23 protein-coding genes, 2 rRNA genes and 1 riboswitch are annotated in these 24,270 nt (G+C 47.3%); of the genes, 18 read left to right on the forward strand and 7 right to left on the reverse strand.

Annotated elements, in window-relative coordinates; all coding sequences use genetic code 11:
• From ACTHPG_RS00005 to ACTHPG_RS00025, 5 genes are all read left to right on the forward strand, one after another.
• Positions 1–123, forward strand: a 23S ribosomal RNA gene (locus ACTHPG_RS00005); the annotation flags it as partial.
• A gap of 142 nt (positions 124–265) precedes the next feature.
• A 5S ribosomal RNA gene (gene rrf, locus ACTHPG_RS00010) occupies positions 266–382 on the forward strand.
• Positions 383–566: 184 nt separating this feature from the next.
• A complete protein-coding gene (locus ACTHPG_RS00015; RefSeq protein ID WP_062837552.1) occupies positions 567–1,190 on the forward strand; it encodes a deoxynucleoside kinase in 624 nt (207 codons plus the stop codon).
• On the forward strand, positions 1,187–1,843 hold the full coding sequence (locus tag ACTHPG_RS00020) for a deoxynucleoside kinase (protein WP_440386973.1): 657 nt from the start codon (positions 1,187–1,189) through the stop codon (positions 1,841–1,843). The genes ACTHPG_RS00015 and ACTHPG_RS00020 overlap by 4 nt, the downstream gene beginning before the upstream one ends.
• 329 nt (positions 1,844–2,172) lie before the next feature.
• Positions 2,173–2,655 (forward strand): hypothetical protein, encoded by a 483-nt coding sequence (locus ACTHPG_RS00025; protein WP_339303946.1) that lies wholly within the window; start codon positions 2,173–2,175, stop codon positions 2,653–2,655.
• A gap of 431 nt (positions 2,656–3,086) precedes the next feature.
• Here the strand turns inward: ACTHPG_RS00025 and ACTHPG_RS00030 are convergent, their stop codons facing one another.
• The 7 genes from ACTHPG_RS00030 to ACTHPG_RS00060 all read right to left on the reverse strand — a co-directional run bounded on the left by ACTHPG_RS00030 (position 3,087) and on the right by ACTHPG_RS00060 (position 9,837).
• A complete protein-coding gene (locus ACTHPG_RS00030) occupies positions 3,087–3,830 on the reverse strand; it encodes a MerR family transcriptional regulator (RefSeq protein WP_440386975.1) in 744 nt (247 codons plus the stop codon).
• Positions 3,831–4,230: 400 nt separating this feature from the next.
• A complete protein-coding gene (gene thiE / locus ACTHPG_RS00035) occupies positions 4,231–4,896 on the reverse strand; it encodes a thiamine phosphate synthase (protein WP_440386976.1) in 666 nt (221 codons plus the stop codon).
• Entirely contained in the window at positions 4,896–5,708 is an 813-nt protein-coding gene (gene thiD / locus ACTHPG_RS00040; protein ID WP_440386977.1) for a bifunctional hydroxymethylpyrimidine kinase/phosphomethylpyrimidine kinase, read from the reverse strand. The genes thiE and thiD overlap by 1 nt, the downstream gene beginning before the upstream one ends.
• The gene (gene thiM, locus ACTHPG_RS00045; RefSeq protein WP_440386978.1) at positions 5,705–6,517 is read right to left on the reverse strand and encodes a hydroxyethylthiazole kinase; all 813 of its coding nucleotides are present in this window, start codon (positions 6,515–6,517) and stop codon (positions 5,705–5,707) included. The genes thiD and thiM overlap by 4 nt, the downstream gene beginning before the upstream one ends.
• 643 nt (positions 6,518–7,160) lie before the next feature.
• Positions 7,161–8,234, reverse strand: coding sequence for an ABC transporter substrate-binding protein (locus ACTHPG_RS00050; RefSeq protein WP_440386979.1), 1,074 nt, complete (start codon positions 8,232–8,234; stop codon positions 7,161–7,163).
• Positions 8,235–8,282: 48 nt separating this feature from the next.
• Complete coding sequence (locus ACTHPG_RS00055) at positions 8,283–9,086, reverse strand: ABC transporter permease (protein WP_440386981.1); 804 nt, start codon at positions 9,084–9,086, stop codon at positions 8,283–8,285.
• Positions 9,073–9,837 carry an ABC transporter ATP-binding protein gene (locus ACTHPG_RS00060; RefSeq protein ID WP_440386982.1) on the reverse strand — a complete coding sequence of 255 codons (765 nt, stop codon included), beginning with the start codon at positions 9,835–9,837 and terminating at the stop codon, positions 9,073–9,075. The genes ACTHPG_RS00055 and ACTHPG_RS00060 overlap by 14 nt, the downstream gene beginning before the upstream one ends.
• 161 nt (positions 9,838–9,998) lie before the next feature.
• Positions 9,999–10,101, reverse strand: a riboswitch (TPP riboswitch).
• 231 nt (positions 10,102–10,332) lie between these two features.
• Here ACTHPG_RS00060 and ACTHPG_RS00065 point away from each other — a divergent pair.
• From ACTHPG_RS00065 to ACTHPG_RS00125, 13 genes are all read left to right on the forward strand, one after another.
• Positions 10,333–11,031: an aspartate/glutamate racemase family protein gene (locus ACTHPG_RS00065; RefSeq protein ID WP_440386984.1), complete on the forward strand. Its 699-nt coding sequence runs from the start codon at positions 10,333–10,335 to the stop codon at positions 11,029–11,031.
• A gap of 130 nt (positions 11,032–11,161) precedes the next feature.
• The gene (locus ACTHPG_RS00070; RefSeq protein ID WP_440386985.1) at positions 11,162–12,037 is read left to right on the forward strand and encodes a radical SAM/SPASM domain-containing protein; all 876 of its coding nucleotides are present in this window, start codon (positions 11,162–11,164) and stop codon (positions 12,035–12,037) included.
• A 349-nt stretch (positions 12,038–12,386) separates the two neighbouring features.
• Positions 12,387–13,055: a pectate lyase gene (locus tag ACTHPG_RS00075; protein WP_440386986.1), complete on the forward strand. Its 669-nt coding sequence runs from the start codon at positions 12,387–12,389 to the stop codon at positions 13,053–13,055.
• A gap of 49 nt (positions 13,056–13,104) precedes the next feature.
• A complete protein-coding gene (locus ACTHPG_RS00080; protein ID WP_440386988.1) occupies positions 13,105–13,242 on the forward strand; it encodes a hypothetical protein in 138 nt (45 codons plus the stop codon).
• A 383-nt stretch (positions 13,243–13,625) separates the two neighbouring features.
• Positions 13,626–14,219: an ECF transporter S component gene (locus tag ACTHPG_RS00085; RefSeq protein ID WP_440386990.1), complete on the forward strand. Its 594-nt coding sequence runs from the start codon at positions 13,626–13,628 to the stop codon at positions 14,217–14,219.
• The gene (locus ACTHPG_RS00090) at positions 14,220–15,797 is read left to right on the forward strand and encodes an ABC transporter ATP-binding protein (protein ID WP_440386992.1); all 1,578 of its coding nucleotides are present in this window, start codon (positions 14,220–14,222) and stop codon (positions 15,795–15,797) included.
• A complete protein-coding gene (locus ACTHPG_RS00095) occupies positions 15,772–16,566 on the forward strand; it encodes an energy-coupling factor transporter transmembrane component T family protein (protein ID WP_440386993.1) in 795 nt (264 codons plus the stop codon). Before ACTHPG_RS00090 ends, ACTHPG_RS00095 begins: the two co-directional genes overlap by 26 nt.
• A 101-nt stretch (positions 16,567–16,667) precedes the next feature.
• Complete coding sequence (locus ACTHPG_RS00100) at positions 16,668–18,971, forward strand: outer membrane protein assembly factor BamB family protein (protein ID WP_440386994.1); 2,304 nt, start codon at positions 16,668–16,670, stop codon at positions 18,969–18,971.
• Between the two features lie 131 nt (positions 18,972–19,102).
• On the forward strand, positions 19,103–19,912 hold the full coding sequence (locus ACTHPG_RS00105) for a methionine ABC transporter ATP-binding protein (RefSeq protein ID WP_440386995.1): 810 nt from the start codon (positions 19,103–19,105) through the stop codon (positions 19,910–19,912).
• A complete protein-coding gene (locus tag ACTHPG_RS00110) occupies positions 19,909–20,580 on the forward strand; it encodes a methionine ABC transporter permease (protein ID WP_440386997.1) in 672 nt (223 codons plus the stop codon). Before ACTHPG_RS00105 ends, ACTHPG_RS00110 begins: the two co-directional genes overlap by 4 nt.
• Positions 20,581–20,644: 64 nt before the next feature.
• On the forward strand, positions 20,645–21,484 hold the full coding sequence (locus ACTHPG_RS00115) for a MetQ/NlpA family ABC transporter substrate-binding protein (protein WP_440386998.1): 840 nt from the start codon (positions 20,645–20,647) through the stop codon (positions 21,482–21,484).
• Between the two features lie 359 nt (positions 21,485–21,843).
• Positions 21,844–23,802 (forward strand): methyl-accepting chemotaxis protein, encoded by a 1,959-nt coding sequence (locus ACTHPG_RS00120; protein ID WP_440390051.1) that lies wholly within the window; start codon positions 21,844–21,846, stop codon positions 23,800–23,802.
• A gap of 69 nt (positions 23,803–23,871) precedes the next feature.
• A complete protein-coding gene (locus ACTHPG_RS00125) occupies positions 23,872–24,177 on the forward strand; it encodes a PAS domain-containing protein (RefSeq protein ID WP_440386999.1) in 306 nt (101 codons plus the stop codon).
• Positions 24,178–24,270: the final 93 nt, after the last annotated feature.

Here is a 24,270-nt window from a genome sequence, read left to right on the forward strand (position 1 = left end):
CCCCTCAAGATGAGATTTCCCAGTATGTAAGACCCCTTGAAGACGACGAGGTAGATAGGCTGGGGGTGGAAGTGCAGCAATGCATGGAGCTGACCAGTACTAATCGGTCGAGGGCTTATCCAATAGCAAGATAGTTCGCATACTTTCGTTTCGAATCTAGTTTTCAGAGAACGATCTCTGAAATGAAAATTGGTACATCACAGAATGTGTGTATGATTTTCAGTTCCATATCTGATTTTAAGAAGCTATGCTTCGACAAATCGCGTTTGGTGGCGATGGCGGAGGGGTTCCACACGTACCCATCCCGAACACGACCGTTAAGCCCTCTAGCGCCGATGGTACTTGGACCGCAGGGTCCTGGGAGAGTAGGACGCCGCCAAGCAATCGAAAGACACACTTGATGATATCGAGTGTGTCTTTTTTATTTTAGTTCATTCATTAGTTCTGAATTGACTTGTTATATACATAAAATACTGGCGTTCCAATCCTCAAAGCTGTGATACAATAGGTGAGGTCTATAACGAAAACGGAAACACGCATAAGTACGAGGAGGAACAGTAAACACGATGAAATCAGCCCCGTTTATTGCCGTGGAAGGTCCGATCGGAGCGGGGAAAACAACGCTGGCAACGATGCTTTCCCATGAACTGAACCTTCCGCTGGTTAAAGAAATCGTAGAAGAGAATCCATTTTTGGCTTCCTTTTATCAGGATATCGACGAGTGGAGTTTCCAATTGGAAATGTTCTTTTTGTGTAATCGGTTTAAACAATTGGAAGACACGGGTGCTCATTATGTAGAGCAGAATACCCCAGTTATTTCGGACTACCATATTTATAAAAATATGATTTTCGCCGATCGTACCTTAAAAGGAACGAAGCGGGATAAATACCGTCAAATCTATCATCTCTTAACAGATGATCTACCAAAGCCCAATCTGGTGCTTTATATTGAAGCTGAACTCGATACGTTGATGTACCGCATTAACAAGCGTGGACGCTCATTTGAACAGGACATGGACCCGGCATATATGGAACAACTGATCGTCGATTACAAAACAGGCATGGACTATCTGGCGAATAGCTCAAATCCGCCTGTAATAATTAAGGTCAATGCAGAGCAGCTCGACTTTGTGGAACATCCTGAACACTTCAGGCAGATTGTTAATCAGGTAAAGGAGTATATCATATGAATAACTATGGCATTCCATCGAATGCATTAATCACGGTAGCAGGTACGGTTGGAGTGGGCAAATCCACGTTAACAGCTGCACTTGCACAGCGCTTGAATTTCAAGACTTCTCTCGAGCAAGTCGATCATAATCCATATCTGGAGAAATTCTATCATGACTTCGAGCGTTGGAGCTTCCATCTGCAGATTTATTTCCTGGCAGAGCGCTTTAAGGAACAAAAAAAGATTTTTGAACTGGGCGGGGGATTCGTACAGGATCGTTCCATCTATGAAGATACGGGTATTTTTGCACAAATGCATGCAGACCAAGGAACCATGTCTGCTACAGATTTCGAGACATACAGCAGTTTGTTTGAAGCGATGGTGATGACGCCTTATTTCCCACATCCGGATGTACTGATCTATCTGGAAGGCAGCCTGCCGTCGATTTTGAGTCGCATTACAGAACGCGGTCGTGAGATGGAGATTCAAACGGATCGTTCGTACTGGGAGCACATGCATGAGCGCTATTCGGTATGGATTAATCAATTTACGGCCTGTCCTGTGTTGCGCTTGAACATTGATGAGTATGATGTGCATGATCCTGCCTCGGTGGATGCCATTTTGGCACAGATTGCAGCTGTCATTAAGCCTTCCCAGGAAGTGCAAAGATAAGATAGATCGAGTTTTCCAATGTAGTTTTCTGGATTACAGTGGTTATATCTAAGATATAGAGACGGACAACATCCCTTCTACGGCTATTATGCTGTTAGAAGGGATATTTTTTTGTGTACCAAGGTAATGATTATGAGATGCCTGTTGATAAATTTAAGATGAATTATTGGGGCGCGAATGAGCAAATGGAGTCTTACTATATCTTTTCTGTTATATAAATATTTTTGCTCATAGTAGAAAAATGTTGAATAATAGGTCTTTTTGTGGTTTCATAGGAAAGGTGAATTCTGGAAAAGAAGCATATGCATGACTCAGGAGGGAAAGACAACATGGAAGAGAAACAAGGAGTTAAAATTGGTATGCCGATCATTGGTGGCTTAATTGCAGCCATTCTTGGGGGCATCGTCTGGGCGGCTATTGCTGCAATGACCGAGTATGAGGTAGGATTAATTGCGATTTTGATTGGAGCGCTCACAGGCTACGCAGTTGTGTTGTTCTCCAATAAACGAATTGCGACGGTACATAAGATTATTGCTGTACTGTTTGCGCTCGTAGGTATTTTACTGGGGAAATATCTGACGGTGGTTTATTTTACTTCCGAACTGTTTGGCGATGTAAGCGTGATGGAACTCGTGTTTGATAGCGAGATGATCAGTGCGTTTGCAGAAACCTTCCAGGATTACTTCAGCCAACCGATTGATTTGTTATTCATTGTGCTTGCGATTGTATCTGCATGGCAGATTCCTGGTCGTATGGCGAGAACCAGTCTGGCCTCAGACGCAACTTCATCGGATCACGCACCAAGAGCTTAATTCGATAAACGGTGGACGCTGGCAGCAAATGAAGAACGTTTGACAGAAGAAACTTAATGCTCATCATCTTAAGCACCTGGTGAAAAGCAATTTTCGAAGAACTGGGAGCGGAAGAAAAACGTAGTAAAGAGCATCTAGTCTGAAAGTTATTTATAAAGTACCCAGAGTGAGCAGCCGTTAGGCTTGTTCACATTGCGGCTGAGGTACTTGAATACATAAAAGGGACGTAACTCCTGAGAGGGCGAACGTCCCTTTTATATTTTTACTAGGCTGTAGGCGGGATATGGCTCATATACACAACGAACAAAGCTGATGACGAGAGTACGTTTACCTCTACAGGACAGAGGTCCAAGTTACAGACGATCATTTAAGCGCTCATCTGACGGCAATGAGAGTTGAATATGTTGCATGCGTTTGAAGACATGACTGTATTATTTGTTTTGGTTAGCAAATACAGCCATGGCATCTCGCATGAATACGGCCAATCCATCGCCAAACTGATCAATATTACGTGTGAATCGTTCATCGTCCACGTACATCTGACCAAGTCCTCTAAAGGCTTCAAGTGAGTAGCTTCCCATTTGGTTTAGCCAAGTGTACCAAGCTTTAATGCCTGCCTGTGCCTCCGCAGATGCTGGTTCGGTGTGACGAAGCGAAGCCAGATGTTTGTAGATTTCGTTCATTTGATCGGATAGAGCCCTCTGCTCCGAGCTTGATTTACTGTTTAGCTTCTGATTTGCCTGATCTACGGCTTGGCTCCCCCATCGTTCACGCGCTTCCTGTTCATACGGATTCTGGCTAAAATCAAATCCTTCGAATTGTTCTTTGGCTGTCATTTTAAGTTCTCCTCTCACGTGTAGAACGGTTCTATCAATAGTAGCGATCATCTGGTCCAAGCGTTGGCGCTTCTCCAGCAGAATAAGGCGGTGCATATTTAGCGCTTCTTCCGGATCGAAGGAGGGGTTGGTGATAATGTTTTTGATCTCCTTCAGAGAGAAGCCGAGTTCCTTGAAAAACAAAATCTGCTGCAATCGTTCCAAATTAGCATCTGAGTATAATCGATATCCGGCAGAAGTTACTTCGTCCGGGGTTAACAGTCCGATCTCATCATAGTGATGCAGTGTGCGCACACTGATCGAGGCAAGTTCGGCAACTTCTTTTACCTTCATGGCCATGAGTGAAACCTCCTTACAACACCGATTGTACAGTGTCACGTTACGTGAGAGTCAACAGTGGAAAATGAAAAAACAAGATGCGAGCATGAAAGCGCATCTTGAGCATGGATTGATGACTTGAGCTGACTGGATGTGACTAGAGCCGACTGGAATGGGTTTAGATATGGCTAAATGTGAATAGATATGAAAAGGTGTGAATAGATGGAATAGGGGTGACGTAATAATTGTAACATTAAGTCACTGTAGGGTGGCGGCTGGGCTTCTATGTCGAAGACATGGGATGCTGCCGCACCGCTGGGGTGTTGTGGGGCTCCTCTGCTATGGAGAGGAGAGCGAGCGGTTCTAGGCTGCACCATGGATGTGGTGCAGCCAACGGGCTGGCAGTGCAGGGAGAGCAGGGCTACGCCTGCATCCCGCGCACTGCCGCAGCGAACTGCGCAGCCGCTGCGCGCACGTCGGCCGCGCCCGCGATGGCGGAGATGACGGCTACGCCGTCGGCTCCAGCCGCCATCACGGCGGCCGTGGTATCGGGCGTAATGCCGCCGATACCCACAATCGGAACTGCGATGCCTGCGGCGCGCAGTTCCGCCACCCCTGCGGGGCCCAGCACAGCGTGGGCATCCGCTTTGGAGCGCGTCGGGTACATGGGCCCGACGCCAAGGTAGTCGGCGCCGGCCTGCACGGCACGGCGCGCCTCCATAACGGAGTGGGTGGATACGCCAAGCATCCGCCCATCTCCAATGCGGGCGCGTACCAGCGCCGCGTCCGCATCATCCTGGCCGACATGCACGCCGTCGGCCTCCACCGCTACAGCCAGCTCCACATCATCGTTCACGATGAACGGGACCTCGTGCTGGCTGCATACCTCGCGAAGCCGCATCGCAAGCGATAGGCGAGCTTCGCCGGTCAGAGAGCCAGTTCCCTTTTCGCGGAACTGGAACAGTGTAATGCCGCCAGCAATGGCCTGGCGCAGCACTTTCACAGGGTCTTGCGTCGTATTGACGCTGCCCATGACCAAATACACCAGCATCGCGCGTCGTACCGCTTCTGCATCCCAAGGGCGCATCACTGCTCACCCCGCTGTCTGCGTTGATACGCAAAATGATTCGTTGGCCCATGTCCGGCCCCAATCCCCAGTTCATCTTCAATGGCTGCCTGAATGAATGCTCGCGCGGTTGTGACAGCAGCCAGAACAGGTGAACCCTTGGCTAACTCTGCGGTGATGGCGGCAGAGTATGTGCATCCCGTTCCGTGTGTATGACGTGTTACTACACGGACATTCTCCAGATAATGAAAAGACTGCCCATCGTAGAGTACATCCACGATCATGCCACTTCCTTCATCATGACCACCTTTGACCAAAGCATACGTTGAGCCCATCTGTACAATCCTTCTCGCGGATTCTTCCCGCTGACTCAGATTCGTGATGGACATTCCGGTAAGCAGTTCCGCTTCCGGAATATTAGGTGTTGTGATCAAGGCATGGGGCAGCAGCTCCGTAACCAGCGCCTGAATAGCTTCCCGCTGGAGCAGGGGGGCACCGCCCTTGGCGACCATTACGGGATCGATGACCAGATTGGACCAACGATATTGCTGCCACTTCTCAGCGACTAGTCGAATAATTTCGGCACTATAGAGCATACCGGTCTTCGCTGCGGTTGGCTGAAAGTCTTCTCCGGTTGAGTCCAATTGCTGGGCAATGCCATCGTAAGGGATGGGGAAGACTCCCTGTACACCTGTTGTATTTTGGGCAGCAATAGCGGTGATAACCGTCATGCCGTACACTCCAAGCTCCTGGAACGTTTTCAGATCGGCCTGAATTCCTGCGCCGCCCCCGTTATCGGAGCCTGCAATGGTTAGCGCTTGGGCAATGCTCATACTACACCTCCACGGAACTGACGGATCTGTGCGCGTTTTGCCAAGAGGTCAGGCGTTACTTGTGCCAGTTGATTCAACAACTCGATCTGGAAGCTGCCTGGTCCCTGATGAGCTGTATGCTGTGCGGCCATTTCAGCTGCAACGCCATAAAAAGCGAGTGCTTCAACAACACTGTCCAGAAGATCGGCTTCCGATTCCGCTATGGCTGTAAAAGCACCAATCACCGAACTGAGCAGACAGCCAGCACCTGTGACCTGAGTGAGCAGGGCATGGCCATTACTTGTAAGGAATGTGGATTGTCCATCGGTAACGATATCTTCTTTTCCCGTGATGACCACGACACAGCCAAGTAGTTGTGCTGCCCGCTCCGCAATTCCAATTCGGTCACCTTCACCTGATCCTGCATCCACACCTTTGATACTCCAACTCTCACCAATGACATTGGCGACTTCCGCGACATTGCCGCGCAGTACCGTGAGGCGAAGCTCACGAACGAGCAGTTGAACGATTTCTGTACGATAGGCAGTTGCGCCTGCGCCGACGGGATCCAGCACGACAGGCACATGATGTGTATTAGCCGATTGACCTGCAAGTCGGATCGCCTGAACGACTTTGTCATCGAGTGTACCAATGTTGAGTACTACAGCTCCTGACATTTTGGCGACATCAGCGACCTCTTCATGAGCGTAGGCCATAAAAGGGGACGCACCCAGTGCGAGCAGACCATTGGCTGTAAAAGGAGCCACGACAAGGTTGGTAATATTGTGTACCAGCGGATTTTGCGTACGAACACGTTCCAGATAAGACATCTAATTTCCTCCTTGTTTTGAAGTAACCCTATCGGCAAAAGTCCGATATGTAGAGTCACTCAGCAGAATAATAGGATAGATAGACAAACTGAATCATCTTGCTCAATGTTTGTCCGTGATTGAAACGGCTAAAGGTTGGATGCATATAAAATGTAAATGTACAGAAACGCTGCTGTATAAAAACGCAACAATATTAGAAAGCAACATTACAAAATACAGAATAAAGAAAGTGGAGCCATGGCATGTCTCCAAACGCAGGCAAACGATATGGTGACGGACGTTAGCGTTCAAATGGAGTCTTGAAGACCAAGAACAAGCTGGCAGCTCTTCTGGCAATTCCTTGAGATGCCGTTTCTAAAGAACCCAGGACATCTTATTTGGCTGTCAGGTCCTCCTTTTCAAATATAAGGAACAACAGACACGTTATTTCCCGGAATTCCTTGATTAAAACGCTATAAATAGCTGTTTATTCTGATATAGCGTGCCTCAGATTCCTTAGATTTCTGTAACCGTTCCAGATTTTTTAATAGGACGTCTCAGATTCGTTAGCGCTGTTTCCATGCTTACTTCGGGCACATTAAGGCGCAATTCAACTCCCTTTCTTTCAGTCACAATCCCTTCATTACATGTTGCGCCCCATTACTCACTCTCCGTGCAGATTAATAAAAGCATCCTCTGCATTTACCGATTCAGGAATCAGTTCGGTTGCCACGAGCCATGCACGTACATTCTCCCACGACTCCATTTCCTGCCGACCAAACGGTTGACCTTCTTCGTTCATGAGGGGCAGCAGAATCGCCAGGCTTTTGGTTTCGATCTCCGGGTCAAGCGGAGACGTTTCATTCTCATGAGCAAGCAGAATATTCATGGCTTCTTCTGGATGCTCCGTCACATATTTCTGTCCTTCCTGGATCGCTTTGACGAACCGGGTAAGCTGTTCTTTTTTTGCTTCAATACCAGCTTCACTTGCGGTCAGGACCAATTCATAATAATCAGGCACGCCATAGTCGACAGGGTTAATGGACTTCATGGCATGGCCTTCTTTCTCCAAAATCAATTGTTCATGGTTAATAAAACCACCCATAATCGCATCCGCCTGTCCGGAAGCCAGGGAAGGAATCAGATCGAACCCAACGTCGACCAGATTCATGTTATCCGGGTTGCCACCATCGTGGCTGATCATCGTACGTACCATCACGTCATACAGCGGAATCGAAGAGTAACCCACTGTTTTTCCATCCAGATCTTTGGGTGAACTCACGTTGGCATTCGCCTCAGTCAACAGATGCACAAGCGGGTGTCGAACAACAGCAGCAATGGAACGCACAGGAATGTTCTCGCCACGTGCGAGCAGGATTTGGGGCTGATAGCTTAGAGCCAGATCAATTTTACCGGCAGCAACAAGTTTGAGTGAATCATTGGTATCCGCAGGCATCTGAATGTCGACATCGAGATCTTGGTCTGCAAAGTATCCTTTTTCCTGAGCAACATAGATGAAGGAATGTACTGCATTCGGGTACCAGTCGAGCATGATGGACAGTTTATCTTTAGCATCTGATGCCGGCTCTGTTACAGGCGGGTCTGCTTGCTGTGCATTGGTTTTCGAATCTGTTGTTGGTGTGTTTTTGTCAGCACCCGTGATTCCACATCCGCTAACGATCAGCATTAGGCTTATGAGCATAATGGGAAGCAGGGAGTATATGCCTTTGTTAGTCATAAATGAATTTCCTCATTTCATCGTTTTGGTTTGTAGCTTTTTAACCAACTACTTTTTTTCTCCATGGCGCCGTGTGCCAAACCGTTTCTCGAGCCAGGCAATCAGTGCAAATAAAACGATACCCAGCAGGGATAACAGCATAATAGCTGCGAACATTGCATCCGTGTTCATGTTGCTGGACATGCGGCGGCTGAAGTAGCCAAGACCTTTGCTGCCACCGAGCCATTCCCCAATCGTTGCCCCAACCACGCAGTACACCACAGACATCTTTAGCCCCGAGAAAAAAGAGGGAAGTGCCAGCGGAACCTGGAGTTTGCAAAAAATATCCCACTTGCTGGCGCCCATGGTGAGCAGCAGTTCACGCTGCTCGGGATCGCCTCGGCGGAGTCCATCGTATGTACTGACTACAATAGGGAAGAACGCAATCAGGAACACCACGGCGACTTTGCTCCACAATGTGTAGCCAAACCACAGGATGAATACGGGGGACAGGGCAATCAACGGGATGGTCTGGCTGATCACGATGAAGGGATACAAAGCCTTTTCAATCGATCGATTCATATGCATGCCTGTTGCCAGCGTAATTCCGGTCACTATGGATATTCCAAAACCAACCGCAACCTCCATAAAGGTAGCAGGCAGATGGATGGTCAGCAGCAGACGACGATGCTCAATCAGTGAGCCTACGATGGCTGTTGGTGCCGGAATAATAAACGAAGGCACCCATCCCATACGCACAATCGCTTCCCAGGCCGCCAGTAATAAAAGCAAGAGTACAACAAACAAGCCGTATTGGGAGAGCCGCTTCGAACACCACGTCCAGACGCTGGCCTTACAACTATTCCTTTGCATGCAATTGTTCCTCCAGTTGTCGTCTCATCTGCACAAGAGCTGGTTCGTAGATCATGTCCGAATGCCTTGGACGTGGCAAAGGAACCGTCATCTCTCGCAAATGTTGACTATGCCCTCCTGGAGTTAACAGAATGATACGGTCACTTAACAGCAGGGCTTCTTCAATGTCATGGGTAATGAACAGAACAGTTTGGCCAAAGCCCTCCCACAGATCCAACAACCAGCGATGCATTTCTCGTTTGGTTAAGGCGTCGAGTGCACCGAAGGGTTCATCCAGCAACATGAGCTGACCGCCTGTGAGTACGGTGCGAAGCAGTGCCACGCGCTGCCGCATGCCGCCGGACAATTCATCTGGATAGGCCTGTTCATAACCCGCTAGGTCGAACCTTGCCAATCCTGCCATGATGTTGGCCCGTAGCTTGTCTTTGTCCTGTCGGTGGGGTGCTAGCTCCGCAGGCAGCATGCAGTTCTCCATGACGGTCCGCCAGGACAACAGCAGATCTTTCTGCGGCATATAGGCGACTCTTCCAAGCCGTTCCCCTCGCGGTACATCAGCTATATCGATGGTGCCAACGGTTGGCTCAAGCAAGCCTGCGAGCAGCTTGAAGAGCGTGCTTTTGCCTGATCCGCTGGAGCCGATGAGCGAGACAAATTCTCCTTGATGTACCTGAAGCGACACATTGGTGAGCACGGATTCTTTTTTTTCGGGAAAAGCGAAGCTAATGTTCTTCATCGTTACCTGGTTGGTCATCTGATTCGCACCCCTTTCAAGTCAGACCGCTAGAATAACTAAGGCATACCGTGCCTCTGCAAAAGAGCATAAAAAGACCCACCCATTTCCGGAGAAATGAGTGGGTCTGTAAGTTAAATCCGCAATTTATCTTCACATATCCATGATAAAATTCCGCTTACCCAAAGGCCGCTCCACTTCCCTCCGCTGGTATGATCCAGATCAGGTTCAAAGGGTCCGAATAGTCATATTCGTCTCAGCCGCAAGGCTCCCCTAGTGCATTGTTCAAGATATGCAGTTGTGTGTTCAGCATATATCACATGCAAGTGGAATGTAAAGGGGGCGCTCGAAAAGAATGTGAATACTGATCTTCGCTTCCGTGAATTCCGGAATTGCTCCAGGTCCCTCTACTCCTCTTACTGGGGTGGGTTTATTTAACAAAATGGATACGATACAATATCTATTGAATTTCTATATACTGCTTTCGGGATCTATTAAATGGAAGGGGGAGTGTATATGAAAACGATTGGCCTTATTGGTGGAATGAGCTGGGAGTCATCGTTAGAATATTATCGAATTATTAATGAAGAAGTGAAAAATAAATTGGGAGGATTGCATTCAGCCAAATGCATTTTATATAGCGTGGATTTTGAGGAGATCGAGCGTTATCAAGCTGAAGGTGATTGGGAAAGTGCTGGTGAAATATTAGGGAATGCTGCGCAGTCTTTGGAAAAGGCAGGAGCAGAGATGATTGTAATTTGTACAAATACGATGCATAAAGTGATTAAACATATTGAAGGAAAAGTGACATTACCCATCGTACATATTGCTGATTCAACAGCAAATCAAATTCATAAGTCCCAAATAAGTACGGTTGGTTTACTCGGCACAAAATATACGATGGAACAAGACTTTTATAAGAGTCGAATTGAATTTAATGGTATTAAGGTTTTGATACCGAATGAAGAGGATAGAAAAGTTATCAATAAAATAATATACGAGGAATTATGTTTAGGGAAAATTGAGCCCTTATCAAGGGATTATTATAAAAAGGTGATCCAAAGGCTAGTTGATGATGGAGCTGAGGGGATCATATTAGGTTGCACTGAAATTGGATTATTAGTAAAACTAGAAGATTCAGAAGTTCCATTATTTGATACAACACGTATTCATGCGATTGAATCTGTCCATTTGGCACTAGCGAAATCATTTTGACACAACCAGATAAATCTGTTCTCTGATTTACCTCGGCTTACGAACTCGATATAATAGGGATGGCGCATATTGGCCGGATCACAAATGCAGGCGGGAGTGTTCTCCCTCCTAGGCAGAATGGGGACCCGAGTTGAAAACGTTCAAAAAAGTATATATTGAGATCACAAGTATCTGTAATCTGGCATGCAGCTTCTGTCCGCAGACACAGCGCGCCAAAGGTTTCATTGACCCTGAAGTCTTCAACAATATACTGGATCAAGTTAAACCACATACCAGCCATATCTATCTACATGTCAAAGGCGAACCCTTGTTGCATCCCAAAATAGATCTGCTGCTTGATTCCGCACATGAGAAGGGACTCAAGGTGAACATTACAACGAATGGTACACTGCTGCCCAAGACTCAGCATAAATTGCTTGGCAAACCGGCGCTGCGGCAGATGAATTTCTCCCTGCACAGCTTCGATGGGCATGAAGGTTCAACCGACCGTGACGGATATCTGAGCAACATTCTGTCTTTTGTACACCAGGCAGTGAAACACAATGTCATCATCTCATTCCGCCTATGGAATCTGACGCAGGATAACTTTACGAATGCTCAGATGAATCGTAATCGGGAGACACTAGAAGTGCTGGAACGTGAGTTCAATCTGGATTTTCGCATTGAGGAAAAAGTAGTTCCAGGCAGCGGGGTCAAAATTGCCCCGAATGTATATCTGAATCAGGACCATGAGTTCCAGTGGCCAAGTCTGGATGCACCTGAAGATGACGGCAAAGGCTTCTGCCATGCACTACGCGGTCAGGCGGCTGTGCTAGTGGATGGAACAGTGGTTCCATGTTGTCTCGATGGCGAAGGTGTGATTAACCTGGGTAATGTGCACGAGAAGTCATTCTCGGAGATTATTGAGGGTGAGCGAGCGAACAATCTGGTATATGGCTTCTCCAAACGGGAAGCTGTGGAAGAGCTGTGTCGAAAGTGCGGTTATCGTCAGAGATTTGGAGCCTGACATCTTATATGAGCAAGTCGAAAGCCATGCAAGATCACACATTTGAAAGACAAATGTAGTGATCTTTCTTTGTTACTGGGGATAAGAGTAGAGGTCATTACGTTACAAATGAGCATACCAGAGGTTGAGATCAGCATATTGTCCCAAAGACCTGGCTTGCAAAAAATGCCGATATGACAGGGAATGTACGATTTTATGATAGATCTGATCTAATGATTATTCTAGTTACCTTCCTTATTTGGTAGGATTAGGTTGTGAGTTGGACAGAGGTGCACCTCTGGCGAACTTCCAGTACAAGCCCAGGCTTGTACACTATCCAATAACGAGAGAATAAGGGAGGAATAAAGTGATGAAGAAAATGTTGACGTTGTTGTTGTCCGCTGGTTTGGTTGCTTCCATATTTGGTGCGGTTCCGGTTGCTGCTGCGCCTACAGTTGTTAATTCAACGATTGTTGTTCCAAAGGGCACGACCTACGACGGTCAAGGCAAAACATTTGTAGCCAATCCTTCCACACTGGGTGACGGGTCTCAAGCAGAGGGTCAGAAGCCAGTCTTCCGCCTGGAGGCAGGGGCCACACTCAAAAATGTAAATATCGGCTCACCTGCTGCTGATGGTGTTCATTGTTATGGGAGCTGTAATATTTCGAATGTTGTCTGGGAGGACGTCGGCGAGGATGCTCTGACATTGAAGTCGGCCGGAACGGTCAACATTACCGGCGGAGCAGCGTACAAGGCCTATGATAAAGTATTCCAAATGAATGCAGCCGGAACGATTAATATCAAAAATTTCCGTGCGGATGATATCGGCAAGCTGGTGCGTCAAAATGGTGGGGCTACCTTCGCCGTTAACATGACGCTGGATAACTCCAACATTTCCAATGTAAAAGATGCGATTATGCGTACAGACAGCAGTGTATCTCAAGGAAAAATTACGAATACGCGTTATTCCAAAGTACCAACCCTGTTTAAGGGATTTGCATCAGGCAAGACCAGTCAATCCGGCAATACGCAATATTAAGGGATTGCCACAAATACCCATCTGATGTACATTAGAAGCAATGAAATAAGTGAACCGGGAGCTCAATGAAGTTGGGCTGAGAGAGTGGCCTTATGCCGCTGACCGTACATCTGATCTGGGTAATGCCAGCGTAGAGAACATGGATTTGCAATATGTAAAGGTGAGTTGTGGGAATGAACGGGGATGACAACAGACGACTTCTTTGAACTGTGGTGGTGGATCTGCCAAGGCGAAGAGGGAATAGTTTACATTCCGTATCTTTCGACATCCATCCGAAACATCATTGTGAGGATTGTATACTGTGCGTGAGGCCTGCCCGGAACCGGGGAGGCTTTTTCGTTTATTTTTAGAGGTTGTTCAAAAAGTCTGCTTTTGATTACGAAGGATGCCTGACGGCATCATCAGCATCGAATATGGAATTCAGCCGAAATGTCCGTTGCTCACGTAGTTTTCGCTACGCTCCGCTACTCCATTTCTAGCTTCATCCCATCTTCTTGGTACTGAAAACCAGTCTTTTTGAACACACACTTTTACAACTCCCACAGGGAACAGAGGAAGGACGTAGAGAATATGGCAACAACAGCAGTGAACAAGCGATTGAAACTAACGGATATTCTGGTAACCATTGTGATCGCAGTGGTGTTTGGGGTGATTTACAAGATATGGGGACCTACATATGACTTGATGAAACCATTCGGCGTTCATGCGGAACAGATGATCTACGGCATGTGGTTTATGGCCGGCACATTTGCTTTTGTTATCATTCGTAAACCTGGCGTGGCTATTCTCGCCGAAGTTGCGGCTTCAACGGTAAGTGCCTTTCTGGGCAGTGAATGGGGCATGTCCACACTTGTGTATGGTCTGTTGCAAGGGTTGGGAGCCGAGATATTCTTCGCCGCATTCCTGTATCGAAAAACCAATCTGTTTGTCACTTGTCTTGCAGCCATAGGAGCGGCAGCGGCTTCACTTTTACTGGATTATCAGTACGGGTACATAGATTCACTCTCGGCCTGGAATTATACGTTATTCATCGGATTCCGCTTCATTGGAAGCATCCTGATTGCCGGAGTGTTCGCATATTATCTCGCCAAAGCATTGGAAATGACCGGTGTAACACGCTCCCTCAGACCGGTATCCAAACAGGATTATGAGGCGCTGGATTAGATGAGCGGAGAGGGGAATTCGCAAGCGGTAGGTGTGACGAATCTAAGATGCAAGTTCCCGGGAGAGAAAGCCTTGGTATTTCAAGGCTTGTCTCTTTCTGTGCGTCAAGGGGAGAAAGTGCTGTTGCTCGGACCAAGTGGCTCCGGTAAATCGACGTTATTGCAGATATTGAGCGGTCTGATACCACGTTCGGTTGAGATTCCGATGAAATGTGATGATATTCAGGTTCCCGCCAAAGCAGGAGTGGTCTTTCAAGATCCGGATACCCAATTCTGTATGTCCTTTACGGATGAAGAGATCGCATTTGTTCTGGAAAATCGAAATATTCCGCGTGAAAAGATGCCGGCTCTGATTGAATATTATCTGCAACAAGTGGGGTTATCCCTCGAACAGAATCGTGTATTGATCCAGTCCATGTCTCAGGGGATGAAGCAGCGTCTTGCGATTGCTTCGATGCTTGCCATGGACCCGGAGGTATTGTTTTTGGATGAACCCACTGCACTGCTGGACGATGAGGGTACTTCCCAAGTGTGGGACACCGTTAAACGGATCGCCAGTGACAAGACGATCATCATTGTTGAACACAAAATAAACGAGATTGTGGATATGGTCGACCGCATCATTGTGTTATCACCTGAAGGAAAGATTGTGGCAGATGGGCCAGCGCAGCAGGTATTCACGGATGAACGGGCCAAGTTGAAAGCTTATGGAATCTGGTATCCAGGCGTGTGGGAAGAGCATAAGCAGGAGGGGGCAACAAAAGAAGAAAAGAAAAATACTTCTGGAGAGTACCCGGTCAATGAAAATCAGGGCTTTCCGAGCTTGGAAGCCCAGCAATCATCTGGTTTCTCCGGAACAACGGGGATATTCTCCCCATCTCACGTATCATCCTCATCGTCTGCATCATCGTCACAACGGCCTGCACTGGACTTGCAGCAATTCACCGGATGGCGTGGGAAAACTCCATATATTCAGGTGGAACAGGCCGAGGTATGGCAGGGAGATTGGATTGGTATTGTCGGAGCCAATGGAGCTGGCAAGAGTTCATTGTTGTTATCTCTCATGAATATCCTGAAAACAACAGGTCATTATGAGGTGCACGGTCAGCCTTCTGGCAAAACGGAACAGCTTGCAGATCAGATTGCGTTTGTCTTTCAGAACCCGGAGTTTCAATTTGTGACCAACACCGTCGCGGAAGAAGTGGAATTCTCATTGCTGGGGGGCAGCCTTACAACGGAAGAAAGACTTGCCAGGACGGATCATATGCTGAAACAATTTGGACTAATCAGCTTGTCCGAACGCCACCCCTACCAACTATCCATGGGACAGAAACGACGTTTGAGTGTGGCCTCCGCATTGGTCAGAGAGCAGCGAATTCTGCTGCTGGATGAACCCACATTTGGACAGGATGCACGTAATACATTCGCCATGTTGGCACAACTGGAGCGATTGCGGCGTGAAGGAACAGCTATTGTTATGGTTACCCATGATCGTGAAATTGTAAAAAGATATTGCACCCGAATCTGGACGGTAGATGAGGGGAGGTTGTCTGATGCAGCTGACGTTTCCTCATCGTGAAACCTGGCTTCATGCCGTTAATCCCGGATTGAAGATGATTATTCTGACGATGATGTTTGTCATCGTTATCCTTATTCACAATCTGAATGTCATGGCCAATGTTGCATTGGCGATGATGTTATTACTGTGCTGGACAGGCCACCCGTGGTACAGATTAATCCTGTACGCATCACCATTCATCCTGGTGTTTATCTCCACATCTACAGGTATGATGATGTTTGGTAAGGGCGAGACCACATGGTATAAGTGGGGATTGATACACATTACGGAAGAGAGCTTTTATCGCGGGTTACATCTGGGATTTCGCTCGCTGAGCATGGCAGCTGCCGGGTTACTCTTTGGTCTTACGACCAAGCCGGTACGGCTGTTTTATTCCCTGATGCAGCAGTGGAGGCTTCCTGCCAAATATGCCTATAGTTTTCTCGCCGCGATGCGCATGATCCCGATTTTGCTGGATGAATTCCAGACGCTCCGTTACGCCATGCGTATTCGCGGGACACAGCAAAGTGGTTCTCGCTGGAACATATATGGTACACTCAAGCGCTACGCTATTCCGCTGCTGGCACAGAGCATTCGCCGCGCACAGCGAATGGCGGTAGCGATGGAAGCGAAGGGATTCACGGATGGGGCGAGCCGAACGAATTACATTCAGATTGGCTATTCCCGAGCCGATCTGTGGTTTATATTTTATTATATTCTCACCCTAACAGCTGCTTATTACATCGGGGTCACCTTTCCTTATCATGCTCAGATGGTGGATGTAAGGTAATACGGGGAGAAAGATGGAAATATAGTATGTTATACGGTAACTTTTTTCCTGTTCGCAGCGTCTATATGGAAATAACTTCTAATGGATGGGGATGAACGAGAGTGAAGACGGGGCCTGACTGGCAGAGAATGGGGTACAAGTGGATGACCGTGACTGGATTATCAGCTGTACTGTTGACGGGATGGATGCTGCTCGATTCCAAAATGGTGGTGCTTGGAGGACAAGCTTCGGTTACAACGCCACAAGCCTTAGGGACAAGTCCTCAAGCCATATCAACACAACTAGCCTATAAACAAGGAGAAACCGTTACGCTCATCAATGATATACCGCTATTCAAAAACAGGAGGGACAGCAGTGTGGCTGCTGACCAGGTGGGGATAGAATACTATACAACAAAAGACGAAAAATATACGTTGGCATCAGTTCGAGGCGAGTGGGTGCAGCTCAAGTCAACTGATAATGGAAACTTTTGGATGCCAGGTTGGTATGCACTGAAGGAGAGCAGAAGCATGACGGAAACAGCTCCCCAAAGTTTCACGCTCCGATCAGGCAGCAAGCTGTATCTGGCTCCAGACAGTTCTACAACCTGGTCCTTTGAGAAAGCGCTATCAGATAAGGCTGTTATTGTTGCAAAGTGGAAAGGATGGTACGGGATCTCCATTGCTCCAGGAATCTGGACTAAGGAATCCTCCACGTATCGGCCAGGACTTTTCTGGATCAAGGCACAGGCTATAGAACATCAGAGGCATGTGCCTGATGGCTGGTTCGATCAGGCGGTATCGCTCCCGACTTCGGTTATACGCCATTTGACGGATATCAAGCTGGATACGGGAACTACCTCCAAACAAGTGGCTGGGTGGTTGGGCGAGCCGGATTGGAAAGAGAGTTCAAGCAATCTCAATTACACGGGTCATTCAATGAATATTGGACAGACCTGGAGATATGAGCGGGAAGATGGGCAATTTTTGGTCACATTCAACAAGAATGGCAAGCTGCTCAGAACTCGCTGGAACCTACCACAGAATGATCGAAATGCTGTCGCTTCCGCTTGGAATATCAGTCGGGCGGATGAATATGGTTTCACAACAAAATTCTATGGCACAACGCTGCCAACGACAATCCCTTGGAAACCGGTATGGTCCAATCAAGGAGATATTAACTACACTTTTTTACAAGCAGCCACGGATGACGTGCTCCTGATGAAAGGGGATGACGGTGGATTTAGCGGGGATTACTACGAAGGATCCATATATGCTCTTGACCGACATTCAGGCCAGAAATTATGGGGGATGAATGGTGGCTTTGGAAGACAGCAGGCAGAGGTGGATACAGGACGCCAATACGTTACAATCTACAACGATTATGACCCTGACAAGAAAAAATACGTGGATCGTATTCGTCATCTGAACTTGAAGAGCGGGAAGGTCACATGGACGTACACCCCTAAGCAAAACTTTAGATTAAATGGCATCACTGCTGCGAAGAACGTTGTGGTTGTGGATAGCCCGGTTGTTGAGAGCTCAAGCAACAGTTGGTTGACGGTTCTGGACAGTGCAAACGGAAAAACATTGTGGACGCGAAAACTGGCTACGGGTTACGAATTATTGAACAAGAGTGCAGATGATCCTTATGTGTTGTACTGGGAAAAGAATAAACTCATTGCAGCCGATCCGCAATCAGGGCGAACCGTATGGAGCTTGAAGGGCAAACGATCTACCATAGATCAACTTGGGAATGATCCATATTTTGATGGAATTGAACGTCTGGATCCCTTTGCAACCACGAATGCTGAAAGATGGCTATCGTTAGACAATCAGTGGCTGCTGCTTGATCTGAACTCGGGGAAAAAGCTTGCACAATTCCCAGCTCGGGTAGGACAGAGATTTGAGGAGCTGAATGATGGCATGCTCTTGATCCGTGAGAACAAAAAAGGCGATCATTACGGAACATATGGAGATTTTACAACCACTCTGTACGATGCCAAGACTGGCCAAACACGCTGGACAATCAAGGGCAAGATTGAACGAGGACTGGTGGAAGGTGATCAGTTATATGTAATTAAAAATGGGTATCCTGCGGCTTTGAATTATGATACGGGGGAGACCCGTTGGAATGCCAAAGATACGATTGCAACGTTGACGTATCCAACGAATCAGGGAAGTTATCTGGTCATTGATGACCAGTTGCTGCTGCCCATGGACGAGAATTGGTTGGTATTGAACAAAAAGAGTGGAGAACTGCTGGGTCGTGTATATGACGTCGTGATGGGAAGCCCGGAGCACCGCGACCGGGATGCGAAGAATGGAACGATCAACCGGATCGGCAATGAAGTGTATGTGGGTTCGTCCAACGGACGTTTTCGCGTGTATGAAGCCAGCCGCCTGCAGGAGGCAATCTCACCTTAAAAGCTTGTCTCATCAGGGATGTTGATTTATTATAAATGAACAGGATTGCTCGCGCTCCGGTTATCGGCTGTGCGGGCTTTCTTCATGTGTTCTTGAAGAACCATGCACGATCATTCACGGGAGGACTCTCCATGATCTCATTATATGGTGTAAGCAAACGTTATAACGAGCGCGGTTCCCGTGCAGATCAGGGATTCGAAGCGTTAAGCTCGGTGTCGCTTGAAGTGGGACAAGGCGAAATTCACGGCATCATCGGTTCGAGTGGTGCAGGCAAATCCACGCTTCTGCGGATGCTCAATGGTTTGGAAAAGCCGGATGAGGGTGAAGTTGTTGTGAATGGGCAGCACCTGACCCAGATGAATGAGCGCACGCTGCGTCTGGCACGCAGGTCCATTGGTATGATCTTTCAGCACTTTAATCTTGTCAGTAACCGAACGGTGAGTGGCAATGTCTGCATGCCGCTGGAACTGGCGGGCATGTCCCGTACACAGCGAGTCGAACGAGGACTTGAAGTGTTAAGATTTGTTGGACTGGAGGAAAAGGCAGATCAATATCCTGCTCAACTTAGCGGAGGACAGAAGCAGCGTGTGGCGATTGCAAGAGCACTCGCCAGTCGTCCGGATGTGCTGCTCTGTGATGAACCGACCTCTTCGCTTGATCCACAGACCACGAACGGCATACTTGATGTGCTTCGTCATATCAATGAAACGCTGGGCGTGACCATTGTCGTCGTGACGCATGAGATGGAAGTGGCTCGTAAACTATGTCACAGAATATCCGTCATGAAGGATGGGCGACTTGTTCGGACATTGACTAAAGCGGAAGTGAGCAGTATTCCCGCTCCGCAACCGGATCTGCTGACATCCTTGCTTGCGGGTGACGAACACGGGATGACAGGTTCGTCTTGGCTACGTCGTGCAGAACAGGAGGACAAGTCATGAGGTTACCTGAGTCTGTGCTGAAATATCAGCATGAGATATGGCAGGCGATTGGAGAGACTTTTGTCATGGTGGGCATATCCATTGCGGCAGCTGTTCTGATCGGATTACCTCTGGGTACACTGCTGTACCTATTCCGGAGAGGACAGCGGTATCAGAATCAAACGCTCGCCTTTGTACTCGGTAGTATCGTCAACATCGTTCGTTCGTTTCCGTTCCTACTGCTGGTCGTATTCATGATCCCATTCACACGGATTGTCGTGGGGACGTCCATCGGTACATTGGCGGCAACCGTCCCGCTCTCGGTCATTGCGATAGCCTACTACGCCAGACTGGTGGAACAAGCGTTGCTCGATGTACCGAAGGGAGTAGTTGAAGCTGCTGCTTCCATGGGGGCATCAACGATGCAGCTTGTGGTGAAATTCCTGTACGTGGAGGCACGATCCGGCCTGGTACTGGGACTCACCACAGCTACGATTAGCTTCATCTCCTATTCGACGGTGATGGGTATTGTAGGTGGCGGCGGGGTTGGCGATTTTGCCATTCGTTACGGTTATCAGCGCTTCGAAACGGACATTATGGTATTTACGATCATCATTATGATTATCCTGGTACAGATGATCCAATTCACAGGCAGCAGACTGTCCCGCTGGCTGGATCGCAGGTCTTAAGCGTATGTTAGTTCCGTATCAAGAATAACCAATACAGATTACAGGATGAGGGGTAAACTTTATAATGAAAGCAAAAATGATACTGATGTTGCTTGCAGTAATGCTGGTCGTAGCTGCTTGTGGCAAAAAAGAAGAAACACCTGCGGCTGAAGGAACGAAAGAAGATACACAAGCTGCACAAGAAGTTACACTGAAAGTAGCCACGTTGATTCCACCGATGACAGATGTACTGGATATTGTTAAACCGCTATTGAAGGAAGATGGCGTCAACCTGGAAGTGGTTGTATTATCCGATAACGTTCAGCCGAATACGGCACTGGCGAACAAGGAAGTGGATGCGAACTTCTTCCAGCATGTGCCTTACATGACTCAATATAATGAAGCAAACAATGCGAATCTGGTTGCAGTGCAACCCATCTACAATGCGATATATGGCGGCTACTCCAAAAAGTACAAATCCATTGAGGAATTGCCAGAAGGTGCAACCATTGCAATTGCGAACGATCCTTCCAACATTGGTCGCTCTCTTGTGATGCTGGAGCAAAATGGATTGATTAAGCTGAAAGAAGGCGTAGGTTTTAATGCCACTCAGGCGGACATCACCGAAAATACGAAGAACTTCAAGTTCAAGGAAGTGGACTTGCTGATGCTGGCTCGCATGATGGATGATGCTGATCTGGTAGCCATGACACCTGCATATGCCAGTCCGCTGGGTCTTACTCCTAAAAAAGATGCATTGTTAACCGAGAAGGATGACTCCCATTTTGCGATCACCCTGGTAGCCCGTGAGGATAACAAGGACTCTGAAGCTATCCAGAAGCTGGCCAAGCGTATGGCAGGTCCTGAAGTCAAAGCTTTCTTCGAAGAGAAATATGCAGATATCGCAATCCCGGCATTTGAATAGTAGAATATGTAGCCTAATATGAACGGCCTTTGAGATCTGAGCGATAACGCTCGGATCTTTTTTTGTCATCCGCTGGCTATTAACAATTGTTTAGAAAGTTAACAATTTGGTCATATCCCCGGAATACTTTATTTAATAGTTTTTTCGTATAATTTGTTTGAAAATAGTTCTTTAGAATTATAAATAAAGAGATTTAAACATGCTTTTTAGTGTGAAAAGCGTTTTTTACAAGAAGTGAGACCTAGTTTTTATAAAGATGGTTTGCTCGTTATAAGTTATAACAAGTAAAACTAAAATTAATCTGGAAGAGGTAGAGAAATTTGTCCCGAAAAAATAACAAATCGACCTGGTTCAACAAGATGCAGAACAACTTTAAAACGAAGCTGGTGGTGTCCTTTATTGCTTTCCTGGCTATTCCTTCGTTAAGTATTGGCGTGTTGTCGTATAACAGTGCAAGAGATGAAGTGGAGAATCAAATTTTACATAGTGCGATGGAAAACGTTAATCTAGCCAGTGCGACAATTGATCTCTCAATCAATGCCAAGCGGGACCACATTGAATATTATGCGAGTACACTTGCAGAGCAGTTGCGTCAAGAAGATGCTGAAGTTCGGGTCGTGAACGAGTTGAAGGGTTACGCTGCGCAGAACACAGATATTATCACCATAGGTGTGGGTACAGAAGCGGGTGTGTATCTGATGTCCTCTGATGCGGAGATGCCCAAGGATTATGATCCGCGAACCAGACCATGGTACACGGAAGCAATGGGTACGCCACAGCAGGTGATTGTTACAGATCCTTATATTTCTGCCGAGACGAATGAGATCACCATCACGATTGCCAAGGCACTGAATGACCAATCAGGTGTAGTTCAGCTGGATCTTAATTTGACGAACATTAGTAAATTGGTGAGCGGCATTAAAGTAGGAGAACAGGGGTATCTGATTCTCCTGGATGCCAGCGAAAAATATATCTATCATCCGACGGTACAACCCGGTACAGATGCAACAGAAGATTTTTGGACACAAGTGTATACGAATGAATCCGGCAACTTCAACTATACTTTTGATCAGGTTGATAAGGTCATGTATTACGCCACGAATGCATCTACGGGATGGAAAGTCGCGGGCACCATGTTCTCCTCTGAGGTGGACGATGCAGCTGCGCCCATACTGAATCGCATGATTATTGTCATTGTTTCCTGTCTCGTTATCGGAATTATGGTCATCTGGCTGGTGATGCGATCGATTATTAAACCGATCCGTCAGTTGAAGGATCAGGCGATTCAGGTGAGTGAAGGGGATCTCACTCAGACCATTACAAACACAAGCAATGATGAGATTGGTGAGCTTAGTGAAGCTTTTGGCAAGATGCAGAGTAATCTCCGTGTGTTGATTCAGAATGTGGAGAACAGCGCCAGTCAGGTCGTTATCTCGTCGGATGAAATGACTCAGAGTGCGGAATCAACCAGTGCAGCCAGTGAGCAGGTAGCCAGAGCCATTCAGGAAATTGCGAGTGGTGCAGAGAAACAGACCCAGGGCATTGAACATAACCATCAGGCCATGAATGAAATTACAATTGGCATCACAAGAATCGCCGAACGTTCCATACATGTTGCTGATCTGGCGAAACATACAACCGTACAAGCAGAAGAAGGCGGCAACACCGTCAAGCAGACAGTGAGCCAGATGCAATCGATTCAAGAGACGGTAGAGCAGACCAACCAAATGATTCAGGCGTTATATGAACGATCACACCAAATTTCCGCGATCACGGAGTTAATCGGAAATATAGCCAAGCAGACAAACCTGCTCGCGCTGAATGCATCCATTGAAGCTGCTCGGGCAGGTACACATGGCAATGGGTTCGCCGTTGTAGCAACAGAGGTTCGCAAGTTGGCAGAGCAATCCGGACAGTCTGTCAATGAAATTACCGTGCTGACTACGGCGGTACAGGAAAATATGGCTGCTTCCGTTCGCATGATGGCGAAAGTGACTTCAGAGGTTGGAGAGGGCATGGAAATCTCTACAGAAGCGATTCGAAAGTTTGAACGCATTCTGGATAGCATGCGTGAAACGACACCACAGATCGAAGAGATTGCAGCTACGTCACAAGAGATTACAGCAGGTGTACAAGAAGTAACTGCCGTGTCCAATGAGTTGGCAGGTATTGCGTCAGGTAACGCCGCAACTTCCGAAGAAGTGGCCGCTTCCTCAGAGGAGCAACTGGCAGCGATGGAGCAGATCTCTGCTTCAGCTCGTGGCCTGTCTACCCTGGCTGAAGAGCTGCAGCGGCTTATCAGACAGTTTAAGTATTAAACGGGATCGTAGAAGAGATTATCGCACAGAAATGGCTTCACATCATGTTCATCGGGGGAGTGGATAACCATGCAACTAGAACTCAGAGCCTTCTTACTCTTAACGGATGCGGTCATGATTACAGATGAGGAGGGTGTGATTCTGGATGTGAATTCTGTTTATGTAACGAAGACAGGATTCTCACGGGAGAGCACCATAGGTCAGCCTGCCCGATTGCTAATGGATACCCACTGGAGAGGAAATCAGACCTGGTCTGGCGTAGCCCAATTAATAAAGGCTAATCAGGAAGTGTGGGAAGCCCAAGTAACGATTACATCGGTACATTTGGATGATTCTCTCTTTTATATCAGCATATTTAATGATGAACTTTCATGAGAAAAAAACGTTATCTTGCGATAAGTGTATGTTAGCTGAATGGAACGGATATTTTCATAAATATGGTCCAAATCGTCGATTGAATAAGGGAGC

Source organism: Paenibacillus sp. SAF-068 (genome assembly GCF_051967555.1).
In the GTDB taxonomy this organism is placed as follows: Bacteria; Bacillota; Bacilli; order Paenibacillales; family Paenibacillaceae; genus Paenibacillus.

Excerpts from the sequence above, each read along its gene's own strand:
- thiE (WP_440386976.1), bottom strand. The coding sequence starts at position 4,896 with ATGCGCCCTTGGGATGCAGAAGCGGTACGACGCGCGATGCTGGTGTAT.
- ACTHPG_RS00075 (WP_440386986.1), top strand. The coding sequence starts at position 12,387 with ATGAAGAAAATGTTGACGTTGTTGTTGTCCGCTGGTTTGGTTGCTTCC.
- thiM (WP_440386978.1), bottom strand. The coding sequence starts at position 6,517 with ATGTCTTATCTGGAACGTGTTCGTACGCAAAATCCGCTGGTACACAAT.
- ACTHPG_RS00030 (WP_440386975.1), bottom strand. The coding sequence starts at position 3,830 with ATGGCCATGAAGGTAAAAGAAGTTGCCGAACTTGCCTCGATCAGTGTG.
- ACTHPG_RS00055 (WP_440386981.1), bottom strand. The coding sequence starts at position 9,086 with ATGCAAAGGAATAGTTGTAAGGCCAGCGTCTGGACGTGGTGTTCGAAG.
- ACTHPG_RS00015 (WP_062837552.1), top strand. The coding sequence starts at position 567 with ATGAAATCAGCCCCGTTTATTGCCGTGGAAGGTCCGATCGGAGCGGGG.
- ACTHPG_RS00060 (WP_440386982.1), bottom strand. The coding sequence starts at position 9,837 with ATGACCAACCAGGTAACGATGAAGAACATTAGCTTCGCTTTTCCCGAA.
- ACTHPG_RS00025 (WP_339303946.1), top strand. The coding sequence starts at position 2,173 with ATGGAAGAGAAACAAGGAGTTAAAATTGGTATGCCGATCATTGGTGGC.
- ACTHPG_RS00095 (WP_440386993.1), top strand. The coding sequence starts at position 15,772 with ATGCAGCTGACGTTTCCTCATCGTGAAACCTGGCTTCATGCCGTTAAT.
- thiD (WP_440386977.1), bottom strand. The coding sequence starts at position 5,708 with ATGAGCATTGCCCAAGCGCTAACCATTGCAGGCTCCGATAACGGGGGC.
- ACTHPG_RS00105 (WP_440386995.1), top strand. The coding sequence starts at position 19,103 with ATGATCTCATTATATGGTGTAAGCAAACGTTATAACGAGCGCGGTTCC.
- ACTHPG_RS00085 (WP_440386990.1), top strand. The coding sequence starts at position 13,626 with ATGGCAACAACAGCAGTGAACAAGCGATTGAAACTAACGGATATTCTG.
- ACTHPG_RS00065 (WP_440386984.1), top strand. The coding sequence starts at position 10,333 with ATGAAAACGATTGGCCTTATTGGTGGAATGAGCTGGGAGTCATCGTTA.
- ACTHPG_RS00020 (WP_440386973.1), top strand. The coding sequence starts at position 1,187 with ATGAATAACTATGGCATTCCATCGAATGCATTAATCACGGTAGCAGGT.
- ACTHPG_RS00120 (WP_440390051.1), top strand. The coding sequence starts at position 21,844 with ATGCAGAACAACTTTAAAACGAAGCTGGTGGTGTCCTTTATTGCTTTC.
- ACTHPG_RS00110 (WP_440386997.1), top strand. The coding sequence starts at position 19,909 with ATGAGGTTACCTGAGTCTGTGCTGAAATATCAGCATGAGATATGGCAG.
- ACTHPG_RS00125 (WP_440386999.1), top strand. The coding sequence starts at position 23,872 with ATGCAACTAGAACTCAGAGCCTTCTTACTCTTAACGGATGCGGTCATG.
- ACTHPG_RS00050 (WP_440386979.1), bottom strand. The coding sequence starts at position 8,234 with ATGACTAACAAAGGCATATACTCCCTGCTTCCCATTATGCTCATAAGC.
- ACTHPG_RS00090 (WP_440386992.1), top strand. The coding sequence starts at position 14,220 with ATGAGCGGAGAGGGGAATTCGCAAGCGGTAGGTGTGACGAATCTAAGA.
- ACTHPG_RS00115 (WP_440386998.1), top strand. The coding sequence starts at position 20,645 with ATGAAAGCAAAAATGATACTGATGTTGCTTGCAGTAATGCTGGTCGTA.